We start from the raw sequence: 23,246 nt of genomic DNA, 5'->3' as shown, positions 1-23,246 counted from the left end.
ACGGAGCTCCCATGGCAGCCAGCCTCCTTACCGGCCTTACCATTCTCATGATCGGCGACAGCCACCTGGCCACCCCCGACTACCTGATCGGCGCGCTGCAGGACAGCCTGGTGCAGCAAGGCGCCAAGGTGCATACCCTGGGTATCTGCGGGAGCAACGCCGGCGACTGGCTCAAGGTCACCCCCGGCACCTGTGGCGGCGCCGAGAGGCGTAACGGCGACAAGGCCGTGGTGCTCGGCGGCAAGGCCGCCACCCAGCCGATCAACGAACTCATCGCCGCCGACAAGCCCGACCTGGTGCTGATCGTCATGGGCGACACCATGGCCAGCTACACCAATCCCAGCTTTCCCAAGACCTGGGTCTGGCAGCAGACCACCAGCCTGACCAAGGCCATCGCCGCGACCAAGACCCATTGCGCCTGGGTCGGCCCGACCTGGGGCACCGAGGGCGGCAAGTACGGCAAGACCTTCGACCGGGTCAAGCTGATGTCCGGCTTCCTCGCCAACAACGTCGCGCCCTGCAGCTACATCGACTCCCTGAGCTTCGCCAAGCCCGGTCAGTGGGCCACCATCGACGGCCAGCACCTCACCGGCCAGGGCTACAAGTCCTGGAGCTCGGCGATCGTCGACGCCCTGAACAAGCTGCCCGCCGACAAGCTCAAGGGAGCCGCCCAGTGAAGGCCCTGCTGCTCGGCCTGCTGGCGACTGGAGTCGCCCAGGCGGAAGTCTCCCTCTACCCCACCGGACCCAGCGAGGACTCGGCCTTCCTGAGATTCGTCAATGCCGGCAGCGAGCCCCTGGCGCTGCAGGCCTCCGGCTCCGCCGCGCGCCTGCAGCTGGAGGCCGCCAAGCCGGTCTCCGACTACCTGACGGTGCCCGCGACCAAGGCCATCAAGGGCGAACTGGTCCAGGGCGCGGCCAAGGCTCCGCTGGAGCTGACCGTGGCGGCCGGTGAATTCGCCACCCTGGTGGTCCTGCCCGGCACGCCGCTGGTGCAGCGCCTGGTGCGCGAGCAAGCCGACGATTTCAATGCCCTCAAGGCTTCCCTGGCCTTCTACAGCCTGGATCCGCAGTGCGCAGCACCTGGGCTGCAGGCCGCGGGGCGCAACGCCGAGATCTTCAAGGACGTCACCGACGGCACCCTGCAGCGCCGCAGCCTCAACGCCGTGGCGCTCAAGGTGCAACTGACCTGCGCCGGTCAGCCGCAAGGCGCGCCGCTGGATCTGGGCGAACTCAAGGCCGGCGAGCGCTATAGCGTGCTGCTGCTCCCCGGCGCCGCGGGTCCGCGTCTGCTCGCCACCCAGGACGCTATCGCCCACTAAGGACAGCCCCTCGATGGTCTTCGCCTCGCTGGAATTCCTCACTCTCTTCCTGCCGCTGTTCCTGCTGGTCTACGCCCTGGCGCGGCCCGGCGGGCGCAACGGGGTGCTGCTGGTGGGCAGCTGGCTGTTCTACGGCTGGCTGAGCCCGCTGTTCCTGCTGCTGCACATGGCCCTGGCGTTGCTGGCCTGGGTCGGCGGGTTGCTGGTGGATCGCGCGCGCGAAGGCTCGAAGACGCGGCTGCGGCTGCTTGCCGGGCTGATCGTGATCAACCTGGCGGTGCTCTGCTGGTACAAGTACGCCAACATCGTCGCCGCCACCTGGAGTCAGGTGCTGGTGACGACCGGCGCCCTGCCACTGGACTGGCAGAAGGTGGCCCTGCCGGCCGGACTGTCCTTCATCGTGCTGCAGGCGATTTCCTACCTGGTAGATGTCCATCGCCACGTGGTGCCGGTGGAGCGCAGCTTCGTCAACTACGCCACCTACATCTCCATGTTCGGCCACTCCATCGCCGGGCCGATCATCCGCTACGACTGGGTCCGTCGCGAACTCAACCAGCGCTGGTTCAATCGCGAGAATTTCGCCCTCGGCGCGCGCCGTTTCATGATCGGCCTGTGCATGAAGGTGCTGGTGGCCGACACCCTGTCGCCGCTGGTGGACGTGGCCTTCCACCTCGACCAGCCGTCCTTCGCTGACGCCTGGATCGGCTGCCTGGCCTATTCGCTGCAACTGTTCTTCGACTTCGCCGGCTACAGCGCCATGGCCATCGGCCTGGGCCTGATGCTGGGCTTCCACTTCCCGGAAAACTTCAACCGGCCCTATCTCGCCCGCAGCATCCAGGACTTCTGGCGGCGCTGGCACCTGTCGCTGTCCAGCTGGCTGCGCGACTACCTCTATATCTCCCTGGGTGGCAACCGCGACGGCCGCTGGCGCACCTACCGCAATCTCTTCCTGACCATGGCCATCGCCGGCCTCTGGCATGGCGGCGACAGCTGGAACTACCTGCTCTGGGGCATGCTGCACGGCCTGGCGCTGTGCCTGGACCGACTCTGGGACGAACTCGGTGGCCGCCCGCTGCCGCGTGCCCTGGCCCATGGCCTGACCCTGCTGTTCGTGGCCCTGGCCTGGACGCTGTTCCGCGCGCCGGACTTCGCCACGGCGCTGTCCATGTACGCTGGCCAGTTCGGCCTGCACGGCTTCGTCCTGGGCGATGCCCTGGCCGTGACCCTGAGACCCGTGCACGGCCTGGCCGCCGCCCTGGGGGTGGCCTGCATCCTCGCCCCGCTGTGGCAGGCGCGCATCGAGGCGCGTCTGCCCGGCAGCGCCCTGCTGCGGGGTGTCGGTGCCCTTTGGCCGATAGCCGGCTTCCTGCTCTGCTTTGCGCTGATCGCCAGCCGCGAAGCCGTGCCCTTCCTCTATTTCCAGTTCTGAGGCCGCCGTCATGAGCGCTCCCGCCCTGCCGCCCTCGCCCGCCCCGCAGCCGCCCAGTGCCGCCAGCACGCGCCTGGCGCCCCTGGCCGGAGGCGTCTTCGCCCTGTTCCTGGCGGTCGGCCTCGGCTCCTGCGCCTGGGCGCTGCTGACCGACCGGCTCTCGCTCTGGCCGGAGCAGGTGGATCGGCATGCCCTGCTCGAAGGTGAGATCACCCACCACATCGCCAAGGAGCTGGCCAAGGCACCGCTGCCGGAAGCCGCCGCCCGCCTGGAACGGGGCGCCAGCTGGTTGCTGCTTGGCGATACCGGTCCGCGGGTACGCCAGGGCTGTCCCGACTGGCTATTTCTCGCCGAGGAGCTCGACGTCCCGCGCCAGGCTGCCGCCAATGCCCGGGCCCGCGCTCAGACGGTGATCGAGTTGCGGCAACAGCTGGCCGCCCGGCACATCCAGCTGCTGGTCGCGGTGGTTCCGGACAAGAGCCGCATCGCCGCCGATCAGCTCTGCGGGCTGCGCCGGCCAGCCGCCTTCGCCAGTCGCATCGCCGACTGGACGCGGATGCTCAGCGCGGCGCGGGTGCCGGTGCTCGACCTCACTGCGGTGCTCGCCCCCCTGGGCAGTAATGCCTTCCTGCGTACCGACACCCACTGGAACGAAACCGGTGCCGAGGCCGCAGCCCGCGCCCTGGCTGCCTACCTCCAGGCCTTGCCCTTCCAGGCCACCCCGGCGCGGGAGTTCAGCCGCACGGCGCTGCCGCCAACGACCCGCCCCGGCGACCTGGTCCGCCTGGCCGGCCTGGACTGGCTGCCTCCGCGCCTGCAACCCACCCCCGAGCAGCCGAGCCATACCCAGGTCGACAGCCGCGCGCCCGCCAGTGCCAGCGACGACCTCTTCGGCGATGGCGACCTGCCCAATGTCGCGGTGATCGGTACCTCCTTCTCGCGCAACTCCAACTTCCTGCCCTTCCTGGAGCAGGCCCTGGGCGCCAGCGTCGGGCGCTTCGCCAAGGACGGCGGCCACTTCGCCGGTGCGGCGCGGGACTACTTTGCCAGCCCCGCCTTCCGACAAACCCCGCCACAGTTATTGGTCTGGGAAATTCCCGAGCGCGATTTACAATCCCCGGGCCCCGAGGCGTTACGTCTCGATCCGCGTCCTTGAGGCAACCAAAGGCTTTTCCTACGGGTCTGAGGACGCAGCCCTTAGCCCCCAGGAAGCCTTTCGATGACGGAACTGTTCGCCGGCCTCACCCAGTGGATCACCCATCACAATGAGTGGCTCGGCGTTGCCATCTTCGTCGTAGCCTTTCTCGAATGCCTGGCCCTGGCCGGTCTGGTGGTGCCTGGCACGGTGGTGCTGTTCGCCATTTCCATCGCCGCCGGCAACGGCGCCATGAACCTCCTCGATACCCTTCTGCTCGGCTTCCTGGGTGGCATCCTCGGCGATGCCGTGTCGTATTTCCTCGGCCGCCATTTCCACGAGCGCATTCGCCGCCTGCCGGGCCTGCGCACCCATCCCGAATGGATCAGCCGCGCGGAGGACTTCATCCACAAGTACGGCGTGGCCAGTCTGCTGGTTGGCCGCTTCATCGGCCCCTTGCGCCCGCTGCTGCCGCTGATCGCCGGGATGCTCGACATGCCCTTGGTGAAGTTCGCCGCCGTCAGCCTGGTGGCAGCGGCTGGCTGGTCGATCGCCGCACTGGGACCAGGCTGGGTAGCCGGGGCAGCCTTGCGCCTGCCGCTACCCGAGGGGTTCTGGTATCAGGCGGGCGTCGTGGCGGGCGGGATCGTCCTGCTGGCGAGCGTCATCGCCCATGGCGCCTGGCGCGAGCGGGCCGGCACCACCCTGCTCAGTGGCGCCCTCTGCCTGGCCGGCCTGCTGGCGCTGCTGTTTGGCTGGCATCATCTGCGCGCCTTCGACGAAGGCCTGATGGCGCTGGTCCAGGCGCATCGCGAGAACTGGCTCAACCTGGTCGCCGTGGTCGTCACCCGCATGGGCGACTTTCGCACCCAGCTGATCGTCGCGGCAGTGCTCACCCTGGTGCTGGCCGGCTTCCGCCAGTGGCGTCCGCTGCTGTTCGCCGTGGGTACCACCCTGGGTACCGCCCTCGCCAATGGCCAGCTGAAGAATCTGCTGGCCCGCGCCCGGCCGGACGTGCTCGCTGAGCCGCTCACCACCTACAGTCTGCCCAGCGGCCACAGCTCGGCCTCCTTCGCCTTCTTCCTGACCCTCGGCATCCTGGTCGGGCGCCGCTACGGCCCACGCGGGCGCCTCGCCTGGCTGGTGATCGCTGCGCTACCAGCCGTGCTCATCGCCCTCAGCCGCGTCTATCTGGGGGTACACTGGCCTACCGACGTCCTCGCCGGCGCCCTGCTTGCCGGCGGCTTCTGCGGCCTGAGTCTCGCCCTGCTGCAGAAGACCGGCGGCAATCGTCTGGAGCCGATCCCGACCCGGACCTGGCTGGTGCTGCTGCCGCTGATCCTGCTGATCTTCGCCTTCGCTGCCGGCTGGGCCCTGCCGGAAGCCGTCGAGCGCTACACGCCGCGGCTGTAAGGCAGACGCGAACTAAAAAAACTCGTCGCGGTCCTGCAGTTCCGGTGCGATTGTGGTCAGAACGCCTGGAACTGCAGAAGTGGCTGGGGAGACATAACCGATGGCAGCGCAGATTGCCGACTGGAACGAACTGGATTTTCTCGCCGGCGGCGGTGACATGGGCGCTCGGTTGCGCACCCACGATTGGTCGGACTCGCCGCTGGGCCCGCCGTCCCAGTGGCCGCAGTCCCTCCGATCCGCCCTCAGTATCTGTCTGAACTCCAGCTTTCCCACGGCCATCTACTGGGGCCCTGACCTGCTGCTGCTCTACAACGACGCCTGGTCACCGATCCCCGCCGAGCGCCATCCCTGGGCCCTGGGGCGTCCCGCCCAGGAGGTCTGGCAGGACATCTGGCCGGTGGTCGGTCCTCAGTTCGAGCAGGTGCTGACCACCGGCCAGGGCTTTTCCGTCTTCGATCAGCTGCTGCCGATGGTGCGCCAGGGCGTGGTCACCGAGACCTACTGGAACTACAGCTTCACGCCCATCCGCGGCGAGGGCGGCGAGATCGCCGGGCTGTTCAACCAGGGGCACGAGACCACCCAGCGTATCCTCGAAGAACGACGCCGCGCCGCCGACGCCGCACGCCAGCGGCGGATGTTCGAGCAGGCGCCTGGCTTCGTCGCCATCGTGCGCGGCCCGGATCACGTCTTCGACTTCGTCAATGTCGCCTTCCGCCGGTTGTTCGACGACCGTCCCTGTGAAGGCCTCAGGGTACGCGACGTCTTTCCCGAATTGCAGAATCAGGGCTACTTCGAGTGGCTCGAACAGGTGTACCGGAGTGGCCGCCGCTTCGTCGCCGAACATATGCCGATGCGCCTGGAGACCGAAGGCGAGCCGGTTCGTACCCTCTATCTCGACTTCATCTACGAGCCCCTGACCGACGAAGCCGGCCAGGTGATCGGCATCTTCTGCCAGGGGCAGGACGTCACCGAAGCCCATCTGGCCCGCGCCGCCCTCGAAGCCAGCGAGCGACGCTTTCGCACCGCCCTGGAAATCGAGACGGTGGGTGCCCTCTGCTTCGACGCCGAAGGCCATCTGATCGATGCCAACGATGCCTTCCTGCGCATGAGCGGTCACGCTCGTCAGGACCTCCTGGCTGGGCATATCCGCTGGCCGGCGCCAACCCTGAGCCAGGCTGGCGATCAGCTGCCGCCCGACGAACGCAGCTACCGGCGGCGTGACGGCTCCGTCGGCTGGGCCCTGGTGGCGGCCAAGCGCCTGCCCGATGGCAGCGCCTTCGAATTCGTCGTCGACATCAGCGACCGCAAGCAGGCCGAAGCCGAGTTGCGCGAAGAAACCCGTACCCTGGAAGCCCTCAAGCGCATCGATACGGAGCTGGCCAGCCAGCTGGATCTGGCGCATCTGGTGCAGACGGTAACCGATGCCGGGGTCGAGCTGACCGGGGCGCGCCTTGGCGCCTACCTCAATCAGCAGCATGAGGAAAACAGCGGGCATCTGCAGCGCCTCACCCTGTCTGGCGCCGAGCGTGTCGCTTTCGAACACCTGGGCGATCCGGATGCCACCGCCCTGTTCGCCCCGCCCTTGGGCGGCGAAGGCGTGATTCGCGTCGACGACGTGGCCAGCGATTCGCACCCGTCCCGCTCCGAACCGCATCAGGGCCTGCTGGTCGGGCCCCTGTCAGTACGCAGCTACCTGGCCGTCTCGGTGGTCGCCCGCAACGGAACGGTGCTGGGTGGACTCTTCTTCGGGCATCCCGAACCGGGTCGCTTCAACCTCCGTCACGAACGGCTGATGGCCGCGCTGGCCGCCCGCGCCGCCCTCGCCATCGAGCAGGCTCAACTGTTCCAGGCGGTACGCACCGCCAATGAAACGCTCGAACAGCGGGTCGTCGAACGCACCGCCGAATTGACCCAGGCGCAGCAGGCCCTGCACCAGGCGCAGAAGATGGAAGCCATCGGCCAGTTGACCGGCGGCATCGCCCACGACTTCAACAATCTGCTGGCCGGCATCATCGGCAGTCTGGAATTGATCGAGCGGCGCCTGCAGCAGAATCGCACCGATCAGCTCGACCGGCTGCTTGGCGGCGCCCAGGCCTACGCTGCGCGCGCCGCCTCCCTGACCCAGCGGCTGCTGGCCTTCTCCCGCCGGCAGACGCTGGAACCCAAGCCCACCGACGTGAACGAGCTGATGCTGGCCATGGAAGAACTGATTCGCCGCAGCGTCGGCCCGGCGATCGAGGTCCAGGCACAGCCCGCGGAGCCATTGTGGCTCACGGTGATCGATGCGGTGCAGCTGGAAAGCGCCCTGCTGAATCTGGCGATCAACGCCCGTGACGCCATGCCCCAGGGCGGCCAGCTGCTGCTGTCCACGGCGAATCTGCCCGAGGCAGCCGTTGACCGCCCGGAAGGGCTGCCCGCAGGCGATTACGTGAGGGTCAAGGTAAGCGATACCGGTACCGGCATCGCGCCGGAGATCCGGGAACGGATCTTCGATCCCTTCTTCACCACCAAGCCGCCAGGCCAGGGCACCGGACTGGGGCTGTCCATGGTGCACGGCTTCGTGCACCAATCGGGCGGGCAGATCCAGGTAGACAGCACGACGGGCGTGGGTACCTGCATTTCGCTCTATCTGCCGCGGGCGCCAGAAGGTGACGCCAGCAGGTCCTGATCAGCGCCGGGTGGCGCCGGGCAGCCGGTGTTACAGGCCGGCGCCGTGGGGCGTGGTACCGCCTTTCATCTGCGACTGCAGATAGTTCTGCAGACCGATCTTGTCGATCAGCCCCAGCTGCTGTTCCAGCCAGTAGGCATGATCTTCCTCGGTGTCTTCCAGCTGCACGACCAGGATCTCGCGGGTGACGAAGTCCTTGTGCTGGTTGCACAGGGCCACGCCCTGGGCCAGGGCTTCGCGCACCTCGTACTCCAGGGCAAGATCGGCACGCAGCATCTCGGGCACGGTCTGGCCCACGGTGATGGCGTTGGGACGCATGTCCGGCGTGCCTTCGAGGAAGAGGATGCGGCGCAGCAGGGCATCGGCGTGCTGGGTTTCCTCTTCCATCTCGTGGCCGATCCGCTCGTACAGCCGCATCAGGCCCCAGTCTTCGTACATCCGCGAATGGATGAAGTACTGGTCGCGCGCCGCCAGCTCGCCACGCAGCAGCTGGTTGAGGTAGTTGATGACGTCCGGATGGCCTTGCATGAAAAGAGTCCTGTGCTGTTCAGTGCCCAGTTTAGCGCGCTGGCGCCTGGGAGGCGCCGTTCATCGCCCGACCACTGGGGCCGTTCGTCTCATCGCAGCGCTAATCGTTCTGCTTCACGATCAGCTTAGCCAGGGCGGTGGCGGCTCTTCGCGCACGCTCGGCTCGTCCTGTTCGCGACGCGCCGCCTGGCGGCGCTCTTCGTCACGCCGCGCCGCCTCGATCTCGCGCATCACCGCATGGACGTCAGCCTGGTCTTCACGCTCGGCGAATTCGCCAGTCAGGCGCGTGTTGGCGAACAACTCGCCCTTCTCGAACAGGGCCCACATCTCCGGCGCATAGCGGGTGGTGCGCAACTCAGGGGCGAAGCGACCGAAGTACAGCGCCATGTTCTCCACGTCCCGCGCCAGAAGACGGAAGGCGTGGTTGTTGCCAGCGGCATCCACCGCCTGGGGCAGGTCGATGATCACCGGGCCATCCTCGGCCAGCAGCACGTTGAATTCGGAAAGGTCGCCATGGACCAGCCCGGCGCAGAGCATGCGCACGATCTGGCCAATCATCAGGTCGTGATAGCGCAGCGCTTCCTCGGCGGTGAGGGTCACGTCGTTGAGACGGGGCGCGGCCTCGCCATTACCGTCGGTGACCAGGTCCATCAGCAGCACGCCGTCGAGGAAGTCGTGGGGCTTGGGTACCCGGACCCCGGCATCGGCCAGGCGATAGAGCGCCGTCACCTCGGCGTTCTGCCAATTGTCCTCGCGCTCGCGGCGACCGAACTTGGAGCCCTTGGCCATGGCGCGATTTTCCCGGCTGCCACGCACCTTGCGCCCCTCCTGGTATTCGGCGGCCTGACGGAAGCTGCGCTTGTCAGCCTCCTTGTAGACCTTGGCGCAGCGCACCTGGCTGCCGCAGCGCACCACGTAGACCGCCGCCTCCTTGCCACTCATCAGGGGCCGTATCACCTCATCGACCAAGCCGTCCTCGATCAGCGGCTCGATGCGTTTGGGAGTTTTCATCGCCGGTTCCAGCTCCTTCTTGTCGGTCGTCACAGGGGGACGTGTGAGGCAAGTTTCAAGCCAGACGCCGAGAAAGGGAAGTCGGCGTCGCCCCTGAGCGTGCGACTCATCGAAGCGGACAAGATTCCTCGGCCGTGACCGGCTGCGCCTTCAACCGGAGAAAAACGCGAGAAAACGGCGCCATTCGTCCTGGGCGACGGCCAGTTCCACCGGGGCGAAACGCACCTCGTGGTGGGCCGGGCACTGGGCCAGGCGCGAAAGGTCCAGGGGATGGATGAAGCCCAGCAGTGGATAACCGCCCATGGTCTGGCGATCGGCCATGAGCACGATGGGCTGGCCATCGGGTGGCACCTGGATGGCACCGGTCACCACCCCCAGCGACCACTGACGGCGTGGTGGCGCCAGGGGCGTGCGTCCGGCCAGGCGAATGCCCATGCGGTCGGACTGCGGGCTGATCCGCCACGGTTGATCGCAGAGCGCCTGCTGCGCCGCCGGACCGAAGGCCTCGGCGTCACCGCCAAAGATCACCCTCAGCGTTGGCACCTCGCGATAGTCCGGCACGAAGCGCGCCGCCGGCCCACAACCGCGCGCATGCAGTTCGGTCACGGCGGCGCAGGCCAGTTGCTGCCCCGCCACCAGCGCGGCGCCATTGCCATCCGGACCGCCCAGGCCTTCGCGTCTGTTGCTGGCCATGCTGCCCAGGGTCGCAGGCACCTGAAAGCCTCCGCCGGCCGCAGCCAGGTAGGCACGCTGCCCGGCCTGGGCGAATCCCAGCCGCAGGCGCATGCCGGCTCTTACTGGAAAACACGACCAGGGCGGCAGGGGCTCACCCTCCAGGCGGGCTTCCAAAGGCGCGCCGGTCAGCGCCAGCCAGGTGTCGGTCTCGATCTCGAATTCGGCACCGCCCAGAGCGATCTCCAGCAGCGGCGCCGTCATCGGATTTTCCACCAGGCGATTGGCCCAACGCGCGGCATGACCGTCCATGGGCCCTGAAGGGGCCACGCCCAGGTGCTGCCAGCCCTGGCGTCCGAGATCCTGCAGCAGGGTCAGGGGACCGGGCTTGATGACCTTGAGACCGCTCATGGCTGACCTCCCTGGGCACGAAAGGCGGCTTCGTCGACCGGCACGAAGCGCACCCGGTCTCCTGGCGCCAGGAGGCACGGCGGCTCGGCCCGGGCATCGAAGACGGTCCACAGGCAACGGCCGATGAGATTCCAGCCCCCGGGCGAGGCCTGGGGATAGACGGCGGTCTGGCGTTCGGCAATGGCCAGGCTGCCGGCGGGTACGGTGGTACGGGGCGTACTGCGCCGGGGCAGGGCCAGGCGCTCGTCCAGCTCGCCGAGAAAGGCGAAACCAGGCATGAAGCCGATGGCGCCTACCTGATAGTCACGACCACAGTGCCGGGCAATGACCTCGGCCTCGCTCAGGCCACAGCGCTCGGCCACCTCGGCGAGGTCCGGGCCGGCATAGAAGGTCGGCACCTCGTGCAGGCGCCCGCCCTCGCCCGCCTGCGCAGCGCCCGGCCAGTCGGCCAGCAAGGGTTCGAGGCCGGCCTGTACCTCGGCCAAGGTCAGCTGCAGCGGATCGTAGTGCACCAGCAGACTGGTCCAGCCCGCTACCAGATCGGTCACCGCCGCGCCGAAACGCTGGCGAATCCGCTCGCCCAGGCGCGCGATGCGCGAGGGCAGTTCGGTATCGGGGTGCTCGGCCAGTTCGAGCAGCAGCGCCGCGACGCCAAAGGGCTTGAAGGTGATCATAGGGCGTCCAGCGCCGCGCGCAGCCGACGCAGCACTGCCAGGGACTCGGCATTGTCGCCATGCACGCAGAGGCTGTCAGCCTGCAGCCGCATGGGTTGGCCGTCGAAACCGGGGAAGTCCTCACCGCGGGCGATGGCGATGGCCTGGGCCAGGATGCGCTCGGGGTCATGGTGAACAGCGCCAACCTGGCCACGTGGCGCCAGGGAGCCGTCGGCCAGATAGGCGCGGTCGGCGAAGGCCTCCAGCAGCAGTGGTACGCCAGCGGCTTCCGCCAGCCGACGCTCGCGGGCGTTGTCGGCCTTGGCCAGCACCATCAGCGGCAGTCCCTGGCGATAACGGGCGCAGGCGGAGAGCGCAGCGGTCAGCAGGGCATCATCCTTGACCAGGGCGTTGTAGAGGGCGCCATGGGGCTTCACGTACTCGACGCGTACGCCTGCGGCGCGGCAGAAGGCGTCCAGGGCGCCGATCTGGTAGAGGATCATGGCTTCCACCTCGGCCGGGGTGCAGGCCATGGGCCGGCGCCCGAAGCCCACCAGGTCGGGATAGGCCGGATGGGCACCGATCTGCACGCCATTGGCCACCGCCAGGGTCACGGCGCGCTGCATGATCAGGGGATCGGCGGCATGGAAGCCGCAAGCCAGATTGGCCTGGTCGACCAGGGGAATGGCATGGGCATCGTCGCCCATGGACCAGGCACCGTAGCTTTCACCGGAATCGCAATTGAGCAGCAGGCGAGCGGGCATGACAGGATCCTCTGAGGAAGAGCTTCGAGTGTCGGAAAGACGGGGCGCCGCTGTCCAACAAAAGATTCCAGGCGCTGGCGATAAGAAGGCGTCGAAACACCCGGGCTAGACCAGCACCGGCAAGGCGCGCTCCGGACCCAGGCGCGTACACCAGTCGGCCACCACCGTCTGGCTCAACGCCACCACCGCCTCGCTCAGCGCCAGGCCGGCACCGCCGTGCCAGCTGGCCTGGACATCGAAGGGCGGCGGTCCGGCCAGCGGCACAGGCATCAGGCTGCCACGGGCCAACTCCTCTATCACCAGTGCCGGCGGCAGGGCGCCGATGCCGAAGCCCTCGCCCATCAGCTTGATGATGGCCGCCACCGAATTGATGCAGCAGACCCGCGGTTCGGCGATGCCCTCGCGCTGCAGCAGGCCGAGGATGTCCTGGTGCGGCCGCGAATGGCGGGAAAAGGTGATCAGCCGCTCGCCGGCCAGCTCGGCCAGATTGGCATAGGGCCGCGCCAGATGGCTGTCGGTGGCGACCAGCCAGCGCACCGGATAGCTGGCCAGGTGCAGGTTGCGAATGCCTTCAGCGCGCAATAGATCGGTCTGGAAGATCAGGTCGAGCTGTCCCCGCGCCAGCTGCTCGGCCAGATTCAGCGCGGTGTCGGCGGTCAGCTCCAGCTCGATGGCCGGATAGCTCTGGGTAACCGCGGCGATCAGCTGATCCAGCCAGCTGTGGATCACGGTATCCATGACGCCGATGCGCAGGCGGCCCTCCAGGGTCTGGCCATGCCCCAGGGCCTCGTGCAGCTCACGCTGGGTCGCCAGCATCCGCTCGGCGTAGCCCAGCACCCGATGCCCCTCGGCGGTCAGACTCACGCCGCGGGAGTCGCGCAGGAACAGTTGTACGCCCAGTTCGCTTTCCAGCACGGCGATGCGACTGGAGATGGCGGCCTGGGTGGTGGAGAGCTTTTCTGCCGTCAGTCGGAAACTGCCCAGGCGGGCGACCCAGACGAAGGTATCGAGAAAGCGCAGATTCATGGGGACCTCGACAAGGCTATCCCGTCACTTTACCCCCACCAGCGGGCTTGTCTGCCCCGCTTTTCCCTATCGGCGGCGAACAGTTTTATTTGCTGGACGCCAGCTCCACCGACGGCAAAAGATGCCAGCCGGCGCCACGCCAAATGACGTCCGACAACAATAACGAGCCGTGCCACGGGCACTGCCTGGATCAGCCGAAGCCGCCTGCGGCTTCCTACCGTCTGCCGCACCGTCTGCCCGGAGCGCGGTGGATCCGCTGGAGACATCCACCTATGCAAACCACCGTCAACCTCTGGCCGCTGCTGGGCGTGCTGGTCATCGTGGTCGGCTTCGTGCTGAGGTTCAATCCGCTATTGGTCGTCGCCCTGGCCGCCGTGGCCACCGGCCTGGCCGCCCAGTTCAGCCCCGAGGCGCTGCTCGCCGCCATCGGCACCGGCTTCATCAAGGCGCGGGCCCTGCCGCTGATCATCCTGCTACCCCTGGCGGTGATCGGCCTGCTCGAACGCCACGGCCTGCGCCTGCACGCGCAGAACTGGATCGCCCGCTTTCGCAACGCCACCGTCGGCCGCCTGCTGATCTTCTACCTGTTCGTCCGCGAGACCACCGCCGCCCTGGGCCTGACCAGCCTCGGCGGCCATCCGCAGATGGTCCGGCCGCTACTCGCGCCCATGGCCGAAGGCACCGCGGAGAAACGCCATGGCCGCCTGCCCGAAGCCCTGCGCCAGCGCCTGCTGGCCTTTTGCGCGGCCACCGACAACGTCGGGCTGTTCTTTGGCGAAGACATCTTCGTCGCCTTTGGCGCCATCGCCCTGATGCACACCTTCCTGCTGGGTGCCGGCCTCGATGTCGAACCCCTGCACATCGCCCTCTGGGGCATTCCTACGGCCCTCTGCGCCTTTTTCATCCACGCCCTGCGCCTGCACCGCTTCGACCGTCAGCTCTATCGCGAGCTGACCGCGGCCAAGGAGGTGCAGCCATGATCCTGTCGATCCAATACCTGTTCTGGCTGGCCGGCGCCATCCTGGCCCTGACCGCGGTCATGACCCTGGCCGACCGCCACCACCCCAAGCGCTGGACCAGTGGCCTGTTCTGGGGCCTGTTCAGCCTGGTCTTCCTGGTCGGCGATCGCCTGCCACCGGCCTGGGTCGGCGCCGGCGTGCTGCTGATGGCGGTGCTGGCCGGCTGCGGTGCGGTGGGCAGCGGACACCACGAGAGCCGTCCCGAGCGGGAGACGCGCGCCAGCGCCGGGCGGCTGGGCAATCGCCTGTTCATTCCAGCCCTGGCCATTCCGGTGGTGACGGTGATCGGCAGCGTGCTGCTCAAGGACGTGCAGATTGCCGGCCTGCCGCTGCTCGACCCGAAGAACGTCACCTTCGTCTCCCTGGGCCTGGGCGCTCTGGTGGCCCTGGCGCTGGCCTGCTGGCTGACCCGTGACACTCCGATCCAGGCGATGCGCGAGTCGCGCCGCCTGACCGATGCCCTGGGCTGGTCGCTGGTGCTGCCCCAGGCCCTGGCCATGCTCGGTCTGGTATTCACCGATGCCGGCGTCGGCAAGGCGGTGGCGCACCTGGCCACCGCCTACGTGGCCCTCGACCTGCGCCTGGTGGCGGTGGTGGTCTATGTAGTGGGTATGGCCGCCTTCACCGTCATCATGGGCAACGGCTTCGCCGCCTTCCCGGTGATGACCGGCGGCATCGGGGTGCCGGTGCTGGTGGGTGTCTACCACGCCGATCCGGCGGTGATGGCCGCCATCGGCATGTTCTCCGGCTACTGCGGCACCCTGATGACGCCCATGGCGGCCAACTTCAACATCGTCCCGGCCGCCCTGCTGGAACTCGATGACAAGAACGCCGTGATCAAGGCCCAAGTCCCCACGGCACTGGCGGTGCTGGCCTGCAACGTGGTGCTGCTCTATCTGCTGATGTGAGGTATCCCATGACCCTGCTGCTCACCGGCTTCGCCCCCTTTGGCGGCGAGGATCTCAACCCCTCCTGGGAGGCCGTGCGCCGGCTTGATGGAGAACGCCTCGGCGACCTGACCGTAGTGGTGGCTCAGCTGCCGACCGAATTCGGCACTGCGCTCAAGATGCTGGATGACCTGCTCGACCGCCATCGCCCCACCCTGGTGATAGCGGTCGGCCAGGCTGGCGGGCGGGCCGAGCTGTCGCTGGAACGCATCGCCATCAATGTCGACGATGCCCGCATCCCTGACAACGCCGGGCGCCAGCCCATCGACGAACCAGTGGTGGACGGCGGTCCGGCCGCCTACTTCAGTACCCTGCCGATCAAGGCCATGGTCCATGCCCTGCGCGCCGCCGGCATTCCCGCGGCGGTGTCCCAGACCGCAGGCACCTTCGTCTGCAACCATGTCTTCTACGGCCTGCAGCATCGGTTGCAGGGCACCGGAGTGCGCGGCGGCTTCATCCATATCCCCTATCTGCCGGCCCAGGCCGCCGCCCAGCCCGGGGCGCCGTCCATGGCCCTGGAGACCCTGGTCGCCGGGCTGCGCCTGGCGCTGACCTGCGCGGCGACCACTGGCGAGGACCTGCGCGAGGGCGGCGGGCAGCTGGACTAGCGTCAGCCTGGCATTCAGGCGGAGGACCGGCCGCGCCGGCTGGCTTACAATGCGTCCTCCGCCGCCGCTGCGATCAGCCCAATGTCCACCCTGCTTGCCGACTGGCGCCACCCCCTGCTGCACCGGCGCGTCTGGGCGCTGGCCGCGCCGATGATCCTGTCCAATCTCAGCGTACCGCTGGTGACCCTGGTCGATAGCGCCATCGCCGGCCATCTGCCGGAAGCCCGCCAGCTCGCCGCGGTGGCCATGGGCGGCGCCTTCTATACCGCCCTGCTCGGCATTCTTGGTTTTCTGCGCATGGGCACCACCGGCTTCGCCGCCCAGGCCAGCGGGCGCCGCGACGGCGCCGCCCTGCGCCAGATCCTCTTGCAAGCCGGCCTGTTGGGGCTGGGCCTGTCGCTGGTCCTGCTGCTGGCGGCCAGCCTGGCGCTCGACCCCCTGCTCGCCTGGCTCGGCCTGGACCCCGCCTTCGCTGAACTGGCCGCACGCTTCCTGCACCTGCGTTTGCTCGGCCTGCCCGCGGCGCTGCTCAGCTACGCCGTGATCGGCTGGCTGCTCGGTACCCAGGATGCACGCACGCCGCTGGTGCTGCTGCTCACCACCAATGCCCTGAATCTGCTGCTGGTGACCGGCTTCGTGCTCGGCCTCGGCAGCGGGGTGCAGGGCATCGCCCTGGCCTCGGTCCTGGCGGAGTGGAGCGGCATGCTGCTCGGCCTCTGGCTGGTGGTGCGCCGCCTGCGGCGGTGGCCGGGCCGGATCGACCGCCAGGCCCTGCAGCGCCTCGTCAGCTGGCGCCCCCTGCTGGCGGTCAATCGCGACATCTTCATCCGCTCCCTGGCCCTGCAGGCGGTGTTCCTGCTGTTCGCTGCCCAGGGCGCCCAGCTGGGCGAGACCACCGTCGCGGTCAACGCCCTGCTGCTCAACGGCCTGCTGGTCACCGCCTTCGCCCTCGACGGCCTCGCCCATGCGGTGGAGGCCCTGGCCGGCCATGCCCTGGGCGCGCACGAAGGCGCCACCCTGCGCCGGGTGCTGGTGATCGCCGGCGGCTGGTCGCTGCTGGCCAGCCTCGGCTTCGCCCTGGCCTTCGCCCTCTGTGGCGACCTCTTCGTCGCCCTGCAGAGCGACATCTCCGCGGTGCGCCAGGAGGCCCATGCCTATCTGCCCTATCTCGCCGTCCTGCCCTTGATCGCCATGGCCAGCTATCTACTGGACGGCCTCTTCATCGGCGCCACTCGCGCCCGGGAGATGCGCAATGCCATGCTGCTGGCCCTGCTCCTGGCCCTGCCACTCGGCTGGCTGCTGCGCGGCTGGGGCAATCACGGTCTGTGGCTGGCCTTTCTCACCTTCATGGCCCTGCGCGGACTGATTTCCGCCCTCCTCGCCTGGCGCCTGGCCCGGCGCGAAGGTTGGCTCACCGATGGCGTCAACGCCTGATCCTGCGGAACCGCCGGCCAGGCGCCCCCCTCAAAGTCGGACACCCCCTGCCGAGAGCGCTGCCATGAGCGAAGACACCCGAGACCAGGAACCCCAGGACACCCCCGCCGAAGGCGACGACGTACCCGAGCACCAGAAGCCGGAGAACCTGGAAAAGCTCAAGGACTACGGCAAGGACCAGATTCCGCCCGGCATCGCCTGACGCCAACCCTGAACCCCTCGACAAAAGCCGTCGACAGCGGTGGCAAAGCCCCGGCGGAGCTTCTAGCATCCGTCGGGTTGAGTGGGCCCCAGGGCCTTCGTGAAGGGAATCCAGATCACCATGACCGTCAGGTCCTACCTGTCGCCTCTCCTTGCGCCCCTGTTGGCGCTGCTGGTGCTGTTCCCGGCACTGGCCCAGGCCGTGGATGGCTATGCGGGCATCGCCTTCGGCACCGACCAGAAAACCTTTCTGGCGAAAAAGCTCTGTACCTTCCAGCCGCGCAAGATCGACGTAGTCGGCGTCGAGTATTTCGAATGCAATGACCTCGCCTTCGCTGGCGAAAAGGTCGAGGCGGGCGCCTTCTTCATCGATGGCCGCTTCCTGCGCCTGTCGATCGTCACGCCCCTGGCCCAGTCCTTTCTGATCGCCGAAGGACTCACTCAAAAGTATGGCAAACCCTCCTCCCAGTCGTCGGCCGCCGCCTTCGAGCGCCTGAACCAGGACGACGACGCCCAGGCCTATCTGGCCTTCGATCACGACACCGTGGTCTACAAGTTCAGCGCCCAGGCGGCACGCAGGAAACAGGTCCTGCTGATCTATACCTCGCCGCGCTACGAGCCCCTGCTCAAGGAGAAGCAGCTGCAGTTCGTCAAAGATTCCCTCTAAACATCCGGTTACAGTTCGTCGGACAATTGCCTGCCGAGCGGTGAAAGTGTCGCCCCGTTCACGCCTGCTCGGAAACAAGCCATGAACAATGGCAGATAGCCATGGTCAGAACGCGGGCAAGGAGCCCCATCCTGTCACCGGCTACTTACGGACGTCGTTCCTTCGGGAGTCCTACCATGACCGAACCTGTCGCGATGCGCGCCCCGGCGTCGCAACGCTCACGCTTTCGTTTGCCCCAGCGCTTGGCTCCAGCTGCACAGGTTCTCTTCTGAAAAGGATCATTCAATGAACACTCGCAATCTCTGGGTCGACTATGCCAAGGCCATTGGCATCGTGCTGGTCGTCTATGGCCATGTCGTGCGTGGCCTGCTCAACGCGGGCATCCTCCAGGACGCCCAATTCCACGGCCTGGTGGACAGCGTCATCTACAGCTTCCACATGCCGCTGTTCTTCTTCCTCTCCGGCCTCTTCTTCTACAGCTCCTTCGTCAAGCGCGGTACCGGCGGCCTGCTGGTGAACAAGATCGACACCATCGTCTATCCCTTCCTGGTCTGGTCACTGCTGCAGGGTTCGGTCGAGGCGCTGATGTCGCGCTACACCAACGGCGGCGTGAGCTTCAGCGAAGTCCTGACGGTCTGGGAGCCACGCCAGCAGTTCTGGTTCCTCTATGCGCTGTTCCTGGTGTTCTGCCTGGCCATGCTCGCCTATCGCTGGGCCAAGCCGCTTGCCTTCTTTGCCGTGTTCGCCTTTGGCGCCCTCGTCTATCTGTTTCAGAACGCCGGCCCGGAAGACTTCTTCTTTACCTTCACCGCGCAGAACTTCGTGTTTTTCGCCTTCGGTGTCTGGTTCAACAACTTCAAGCAGGCCATCGAAGAACAGGCCGGCCGGGTGATGCTGGGCTCGGGTCTGCTGTTCGTGGTGCTGGAGTACTGGTTCCACGGGCTGCTGGGCCTGGTCTACACCGATCGCGGCCTGGCCACCCTGGTCCTGGCGCTGAACGGCATCGTCTTCGTCAGCGCCACCTGCATGGTGTTGGCGCAGCGGCCGCTGCAGTGGGTGCTGACCCTGGGTGCGCTGTCCATGCCCATCTATGTGATGCACGTACTGAGCGGCAGCGGCGCCCGCATCGTCCTGAGCAAGGGCATGCACATCAACGACGGTCTGCTGCACATCGTCGCCGGCTGCGCCTTCGGCATCCTGGTGCCGGTGGCCATCGCCAAGCTGCTGGAAGCCCGCGGCATCAACGGTCTCTTCGAGGCGCCGGCGTGGATCTCCGCCCGGCGGTGGCTTCGGCCCAAAGCTGAAACGCCCCGCCCCGCCCTCTGAGTGACGGCCACGGCCAGGGCGCCTCGCCCTGGCCGGATCTGAAGGCTCCGCTCTCGTCCCAGTGAAGTCCCAACAAAAAGCCCGCTACCAGTCACCTGGTAGCGGGCTTTTTTGGCTGAAGCCCTAGGCCTCAGCCGCTAACGCAGATCACTGGCTGGCCAGCACCTGGCCGTTCTTCACTTCCAGTTGCTTGCCTGGCTCATGGTCCATGCGGACCTGGCCGAGCTTGCCGTCCAGCAGGTATTTGACGTCATAGCCGACCACCTTGTCGCTGCTGTCGGTCACCGTGCTGCAGCGGGTCTGGGTGGTGGTGTAGGTGTCGCGGTTCTGCATGTATTCCTGACCCTTGTTGCCGGCATAACCACCGCCAACGGCGCCAGCGATGGTGGCCAGGGTCTTGCCGCTGCCGTTACCAACCTGGTTGCCCAGCAGACCGCCGACGACCGCGCCTACGGCGGTACCAGCGATCTGGTGCTGGTCCTGAACCGGCCGGCGGTGCGTCACCGCGACCTCCTTGCAGACCTCGCGCGGGGTCTTGACCGTTTCCTTGACCGGCTGGACGGCAACGACCTCGGCGTACTGAGGCCCGCGGTCGACGAAGCTGTACGCCACGGCGCCACCTGCGGTGGCGACGATGGCTCCCAGAACCGTACCTACGAGCATCGACTTGTTCACTACAACCTCCTGACTACTGTCATAGCGGGCACATGGCCCTTTGCCATGCCTGGGACATCAGGGGCGGTCGTCTAGTTCCTTGGCTTGCGGAGGAATTAAGTCTTCACTCTTCAGGTCCAGCCAGATCAGCACCACGTTGGCGATATAGATCGACGAGTAGGTACCGGCCAGCACACCGATGAACAATGCCAGGGAGAAGCCGAACAGGTTGTCACCGCCAAAGAACAGCAGCGCCGCCACGGCCAGCAGGGTCGAGATCGAGGTCGCCAGGGTCCGCAGCAGGGTCTGGGTGGTCGAGACGTTGATGTTCTCGATCAGGTCGGCCTTGCGCAGCACCCGGAAGTTTTCCCGGACCCGGTCGAATACCACGATGGTGTCGTTGAGCGAGTAGCCGATGATGGCCAGGACCGCCGCCAGCACCGTCAGATCGAAGGTGATCTGGAAGAACGACAGCAGACCCAGGGTCACCACCACGTCGTGAACCAGCGAAATGATAGCGCCCACCGCGAACTTCCACTGGAAGCGGAAGGCCACGTAGAGCAGCACCCCGCCCAGGGCCAGCAGCATGCCCAGGCCACCCTGGTCACGCAGTTCCGCCCCCACCTGCGGACCGACGAACTCGGTACGGGTCAGGGAAAAGCGCTCGGTGCTCGCCTGTTGCAGTGCGCTGGTCACCTTCTGGCCCAGCTGGGGATCGTCACCCGGCATCCGTACCAGCACGTCGGTGGTGGCGCCGAAACTTTGCACCACGGCCTCTCCGAAGCCTGCGCCCTGCAATTCCTGACGGATCTTGCCAAGGTCGGCCGGCTGCTCGTAGCGCAGCTCGATCAGGGTACCGCCGGTGAAATCCAGGCCGAAGTTCAACCCCTTGTAGAACCAGCTGAACAACGCCAGAACGGTCAGGAGCGCGGTGATGGCGAACGCGATATTGCGTACGCCCATGAAGTTGATGGTCTTTTTCATCGCCGCGTCCTCAAATCCACAGCTTCTTGACGTTCCGGCCGCCATAAACCAGGTTGACCATGGCGCGGGTCACGAAGATGGCGGTGAACAGGGAGGTGAAGATACCCAGCGACATGGTCACGGCGAAGCCCTTGACCGGCCCGGTGCCCATGGCGAACAGGATGGCGCCCACCAGCAGGGTCGTCAGGTTGGAGTCGACGATCGCCGTGAAGGCACGACTGAAGCCCTCATGGATGGCGCGCTGGATCGGCATGCGGTTGGCGATCTCTTCACGGATCCGCGAGAAGATCAGTACGTTGGCGTCCACCGCCTGGCCCATGGTCAAGACGATACCGGCGATACCCGGCAAGGTCAGGGTGGCATGCAGGATGGACATCAAGGCCATCAGCAACACCATGTTGAAGCCCAGGGCGATGGTCGCCAGCACCCCGAAGAAGCGGTAGATGGCGATCAGGAACAGCGAGACGAAGACCATGCCCCACAGCGAGGCATCGATGCCCTTGGCGATGTTGTCGGCGCCCAGGCTCGGGCCGAGGGTGCGTTCTTCGGCGAAGTACATGGGCGCGGCCAGGCCGCCGGCGCGCAGCAGCAGCGCCAGTTCCGACGCCTCGCCCGAGCCGTTCAGGCCAGTGATGCGGAAGCTGTTGCCCAGAGCCGACTGGATGGTCGCCAGGCTGATGATGCGCCGCTCTTCTTCGAAGCCGGGCACCGCCACTTCCTTCTGCACGCCATCGACGGTCTGGGTGGTGTAGCGAGTGACCGGACGCTGCTCGATGAACACCACGGCCATGCTGCGGCCGACGTTGCTCCGGGTAGCGCGGTTGATCAGATCGCCACCATGGCCATCCAGGCGGATGTTGACCTGGGGCCGGCCGTTCTCGTCGAAGCTGGCCGAGGCGTCGGTGACCTGGTCACCGGTGATGATGACGTTACGCTCCAGGGGTACCGCGGGACGACCGGGCTCGCGGAACTCGAAGCTCTCGGTGGAAGCACGCGGCGTGTCCGCGGTGGCGGCCAGGCGGAATTCCAGGTTGGCGGTCTTGCCGAGGATGCGCTTGGCTTCGGCGGTGTCCTGCACGCCCGGCAGCTCGACCACGATGCGGTCGGCGCCCTGGCGCTGTACCAGCGGCTCGGCCACGCCCAGTTCGTTGACCCGGTTGCGCACCGTGGTCAGGTTCTGGGTGACGGCATAGTTGCGGATCTCGCGCAGCTTGGCCTCGGTCAGCTGCAGGCGCAGCACCTGCAGGTCGCCCCGGGTGTCGGTGGTCAGCTCGAAATCGGTGTAGTTCTTGCGGATCAGGCCCTGGGCCTGCTGCAGGTCGGCGGCATCGGTGAAGCCGAGCTGCAGGGCGCCGTTCTGCTCGGGCATGCTGCGATAGCGCACCTTCTCGCGGCGCAGCAGGGTCTTGACCTCGTTGTCATAGACCTTCAGGCGCGCGTCCACGGCCTTGTCCATGTCCACCGCCAGCAGGAAATGCACCCCACCGGAGAGGTCCAGGCCCAGTTTCATGGGGCTGGCGCCAAGCTTGCGCAACCACTGCGGGGTGGTGGGCGCCAGGTTCAGCGCCACCACGAAGTCGTCGCCGAGGGTACGACGGACCACTTCCTGGGCCGGCAGCTGATCGTCGGCGCGCATCAGGCGGATCAGCACCCGGCTGCCGTTCGCATTGAGATCACTGGACTTCACGGCCAGATGAGCCTCGGCCAGGGCGGCGTTCACACGCTGCACCTCGGCCGGCGTCACCGTACGTTCGGTGCTGGAAGCGCTGACCTGCACGGCCGGATCGTCGGGGTACAGATTAGGAACCGAATAGATGGCGCCCACGACCAGTACGGCCAGGATCAGCAGGTACTTCCAGAGGGGATATTTGTTGAGCATGACACCGCCCGAGATAAAGGCGGGGCGCCTTGCGCGCCCCGGTGTTAGCTAGATTTAGGAAGACTCAGAGGGCCTTCAGGGTGCCCTTCGGCAGGGTCGCGGCAATGGCGCCCTTCTGGAATTTCAGCTCGACGTTGTCGGACACTTCCAGCACCACGAACTCATCGGTGACCTTGTTGATGCGACCGGCGATGCCACCGGTGGTCACCACTTCGTCACCCTTCTGCAGGCCGCCGATCAGGTTCTTGTGATCCTTGGTGCGCTTGGCCTGGGGACGCCAGATCAGGAAATAGAAGATCACCACGAAGCCGATCAGGAAGATGAACTGAATGTATTCACCTCCCGGTGCAGCGTTGGCGGCCGGCGCGGCAGCTTCCTGGGCCTGGGCCGTGGAAATCAGAAAACTCATTGCACTACTCCTTGCAGAGTTGGATGACGGAAAAAGAAGAGATGCCGGGGGGCGCTCGCAGCCGGTCCGACCGCTTCAGGACCCCAT

23 protein-coding genes are annotated in these 23,246 nt (G+C 66.9%); 13 read left to right on the top strand and 10 right to left on the bottom strand.

Annotation, left to right across the window (positions count from 1 at the left end):
• Nucleotides 1-11: 11 nt before the first annotated feature.
• The 6 genes from PJ259_RS21375 (at nucleotide 12) to PJ259_RS21350 (ending at nucleotide 7,966) form a co-directional block, all read left to right on the top strand.
• Entirely contained in the window at nucleotides 12-677 is a 666-nt protein-coding gene (locus PJ259_RS21375) for an SGNH/GDSL hydrolase family protein (protein WP_059313881.1), read from the top strand.
• A complete protein-coding gene (locus PJ259_RS21370; RefSeq protein WP_271654099.1) occupies nucleotides 674-1,321 on the top strand; it encodes an alginate O-acetyltransferase AlgF in 648 nt (215 codons plus the stop codon). The genes PJ259_RS21375 and PJ259_RS21370 overlap by 4 nt, the downstream gene beginning before the upstream one ends.
• A 13-nt stretch (nucleotides 1,322-1,334) precedes the next feature.
• On the top strand, nucleotides 1,335-2,750 hold the full coding sequence (locus PJ259_RS21365; RefSeq protein ID WP_271654098.1) for an MBOAT family O-acyltransferase: 1,416 nt from the start codon (nucleotides 1,335-1,337) through the stop codon (nucleotides 2,748-2,750).
• A 10-nt stretch (nucleotides 2,751-2,760) separates the two neighbouring features.
• Nucleotides 2,761-3,906, top strand: coding sequence for an alginate O-acetyltransferase AlgX-related protein (locus tag PJ259_RS21360; protein WP_271654097.1), 1,146 nt, complete (start codon nucleotides 2,761-2,763; stop codon nucleotides 3,904-3,906).
• Nucleotides 3,907-3,969: 63 nt separating this feature from the next.
• Entirely contained in the window at nucleotides 3,970-5,298 is a 1,329-nt protein-coding gene (locus PJ259_RS21355; RefSeq protein WP_059313877.1) for a bifunctional DedA family/phosphatase PAP2 family protein, read from the top strand.
• A gap of 100 nt (nucleotides 5,299-5,398) precedes the next feature.
• Nucleotides 5,399-7,966 (top strand): ATP-binding protein, encoded by a 2,568-nt coding sequence (locus tag PJ259_RS21350; protein ID WP_271654096.1) that lies wholly within the window; start codon nucleotides 5,399-5,401, stop codon nucleotides 7,964-7,966.
• Between the two features lie 30 nt (nucleotides 7,967-7,996).
• Here PJ259_RS21350 and bfr read toward each other — a convergent pair whose 3' ends face one another.
• From bfr to PJ259_RS21320, 6 genes are all read right to left on the bottom strand, one after another.
• Nucleotides 7,997-8,494, bottom strand: coding sequence for a bacterioferritin (bfr, locus tag PJ259_RS21345; RefSeq protein ID WP_007159675.1), 498 nt, complete (start codon nucleotides 8,492-8,494; stop codon nucleotides 7,997-7,999).
• Nucleotides 8,495-8,614: 120 nt separating this feature from the next.
• Entirely contained in the window at nucleotides 8,615-9,505 is an 891-nt protein-coding gene (locus PJ259_RS21340; protein ID WP_059313875.1) for a PA4780 family RIO1-like protein kinase, read from the bottom strand.
• 150 nt (nucleotides 9,506-9,655) lie between these two features.
• The gene (locus tag PJ259_RS21335; protein ID WP_271654095.1) at nucleotides 9,656-10,588 is read right to left on the bottom strand and encodes a biotin-dependent carboxyltransferase family protein; all 933 of its coding nucleotides are present in this window, start codon (nucleotides 10,586-10,588) and stop codon (nucleotides 9,656-9,658) included.
• Nucleotides 10,585-11,262, bottom strand: a complete 678-nt coding sequence (gene pxpB, locus PJ259_RS21330) for a 5-oxoprolinase subunit PxpB (RefSeq protein ID WP_271654094.1) — start codon at nucleotides 11,260-11,262, stop codon at nucleotides 10,585-10,587. The genes PJ259_RS21335 and pxpB overlap by 4 nt, the downstream gene beginning before the upstream one ends.
• Nucleotides 11,259-12,005, bottom strand: a complete 747-nt coding sequence (locus PJ259_RS21325; RefSeq protein WP_271654093.1) for a 5-oxoprolinase subunit PxpA — start codon at nucleotides 12,003-12,005, stop codon at nucleotides 11,259-11,261. Before PJ259_RS21325 ends, pxpB begins: the two co-directional genes overlap by 4 nt.
• A gap of 105 nt (nucleotides 12,006-12,110) precedes the next feature.
• Nucleotides 12,111-13,031: a LysR family transcriptional regulator gene (locus PJ259_RS21320; protein WP_059313871.1), complete on the bottom strand. Its 921-nt coding sequence runs from the start codon at nucleotides 13,029-13,031 to the stop codon at nucleotides 12,111-12,113.
• A 272-nt stretch (nucleotides 13,032-13,303) separates the two neighbouring features.
• Between PJ259_RS21320 and PJ259_RS21315 the strand changes: the two genes are divergently transcribed.
• The 7 genes from PJ259_RS21315 (at nucleotide 13,304) to PJ259_RS21285 (ending at nucleotide 19,233) form a co-directional block, all read left to right on the top strand.
• Nucleotides 13,304-14,011, top strand: coding sequence for a DUF969 domain-containing protein (locus PJ259_RS21315; RefSeq protein ID WP_059313870.1), 708 nt, complete (start codon nucleotides 13,304-13,306; stop codon nucleotides 14,009-14,011).
• On the top strand, nucleotides 14,008-14,958 hold the full coding sequence (locus PJ259_RS21310; protein ID WP_271654092.1) for a DUF979 domain-containing protein: 951 nt from the start codon (nucleotides 14,008-14,010) through the stop codon (nucleotides 14,956-14,958). Before PJ259_RS21315 ends, PJ259_RS21310 begins: the two co-directional genes overlap by 4 nt.
• An 8-nt stretch (nucleotides 14,959-14,966) precedes the next feature.
• Nucleotides 14,967-15,605, top strand: coding sequence for a pyroglutamyl-peptidase I (gene pcp / locus PJ259_RS21305; RefSeq protein WP_271654091.1), 639 nt, complete (start codon nucleotides 14,967-14,969; stop codon nucleotides 15,603-15,605).
• Between the two features lie 81 nt (nucleotides 15,606-15,686).
• Complete coding sequence (locus PJ259_RS21300; protein ID WP_271654090.1) at nucleotides 15,687-17,039, top strand: MATE family efflux transporter; 1,353 nt, start codon at nucleotides 15,687-15,689, stop codon at nucleotides 17,037-17,039.
• A gap of 64 nt (nucleotides 17,040-17,103) precedes the next feature.
• Nucleotides 17,104-17,241, top strand: a complete 138-nt coding sequence (locus PJ259_RS21295; protein WP_167348556.1) for a hypothetical protein — start codon at nucleotides 17,104-17,106, stop codon at nucleotides 17,239-17,241.
• A gap of 120 nt (nucleotides 17,242-17,361) precedes the next feature.
• A complete protein-coding gene (locus PJ259_RS21290; protein ID WP_271654089.1) occupies nucleotides 17,362-17,907 on the top strand; it encodes a hypothetical protein in 546 nt (181 codons plus the stop codon).
• A 285-nt stretch (nucleotides 17,908-18,192) separates the two neighbouring features.
• A complete protein-coding gene (locus tag PJ259_RS21285) occupies nucleotides 18,193-19,233 on the top strand; it encodes an acyltransferase family protein (RefSeq protein ID WP_271654088.1) in 1,041 nt (346 codons plus the stop codon).
• A 147-nt stretch (nucleotides 19,234-19,380) separates the two neighbouring features.
• On the opposite strand, the gene PJ259_RS21280 is transcribed toward PJ259_RS21285, so the two are convergent.
• From PJ259_RS21280 to yajC, 4 genes are all read right to left on the bottom strand, one after another.
• Nucleotides 19,381-19,908 carry a glycine zipper 2TM domain-containing protein gene (locus PJ259_RS21280; RefSeq protein ID WP_059313864.1) on the bottom strand — a complete coding sequence of 176 codons (528 nt, stop codon included), beginning with the start codon at nucleotides 19,906-19,908 and terminating at the stop codon, nucleotides 19,381-19,383.
• A gap of 57 nt (nucleotides 19,909-19,965) precedes the next feature.
• Nucleotides 19,966-20,871: a protein translocase subunit SecF gene (secF, locus tag PJ259_RS21275; protein ID WP_271654087.1), complete on the bottom strand. Its 906-nt coding sequence runs from the start codon at nucleotides 20,869-20,871 to the stop codon at nucleotides 19,966-19,968.
• Between the two features lie 10 nt (nucleotides 20,872-20,881).
• Entirely contained in the window at nucleotides 20,882-22,750 is a 1,869-nt protein-coding gene (gene secD / locus PJ259_RS21270; RefSeq protein ID WP_271654086.1) for a protein translocase subunit SecD, read from the bottom strand.
• A gap of 64 nt (nucleotides 22,751-22,814) precedes the next feature.
• Nucleotides 22,815-23,159 (bottom strand): preprotein translocase subunit YajC, encoded by a 345-nt coding sequence (gene yajC / locus PJ259_RS21265; protein ID WP_007162951.1) that lies wholly within the window; start codon nucleotides 23,157-23,159, stop codon nucleotides 22,815-22,817.
• Nucleotides 23,160-23,246 lie beyond the last annotated feature (87 nt).

It is taken from the genome of Pseudomonas sp. JBR1 (assembly GCF_028198185.1).
Lineage (GTDB): Bacteria > Pseudomonadota > Gammaproteobacteria > Pseudomonadales > Pseudomonadaceae > Chryseomonas > Chryseomonas oryzihabitans_E.
This window is presented reverse-complemented; position numbering and strand designations above follow the sequence as displayed.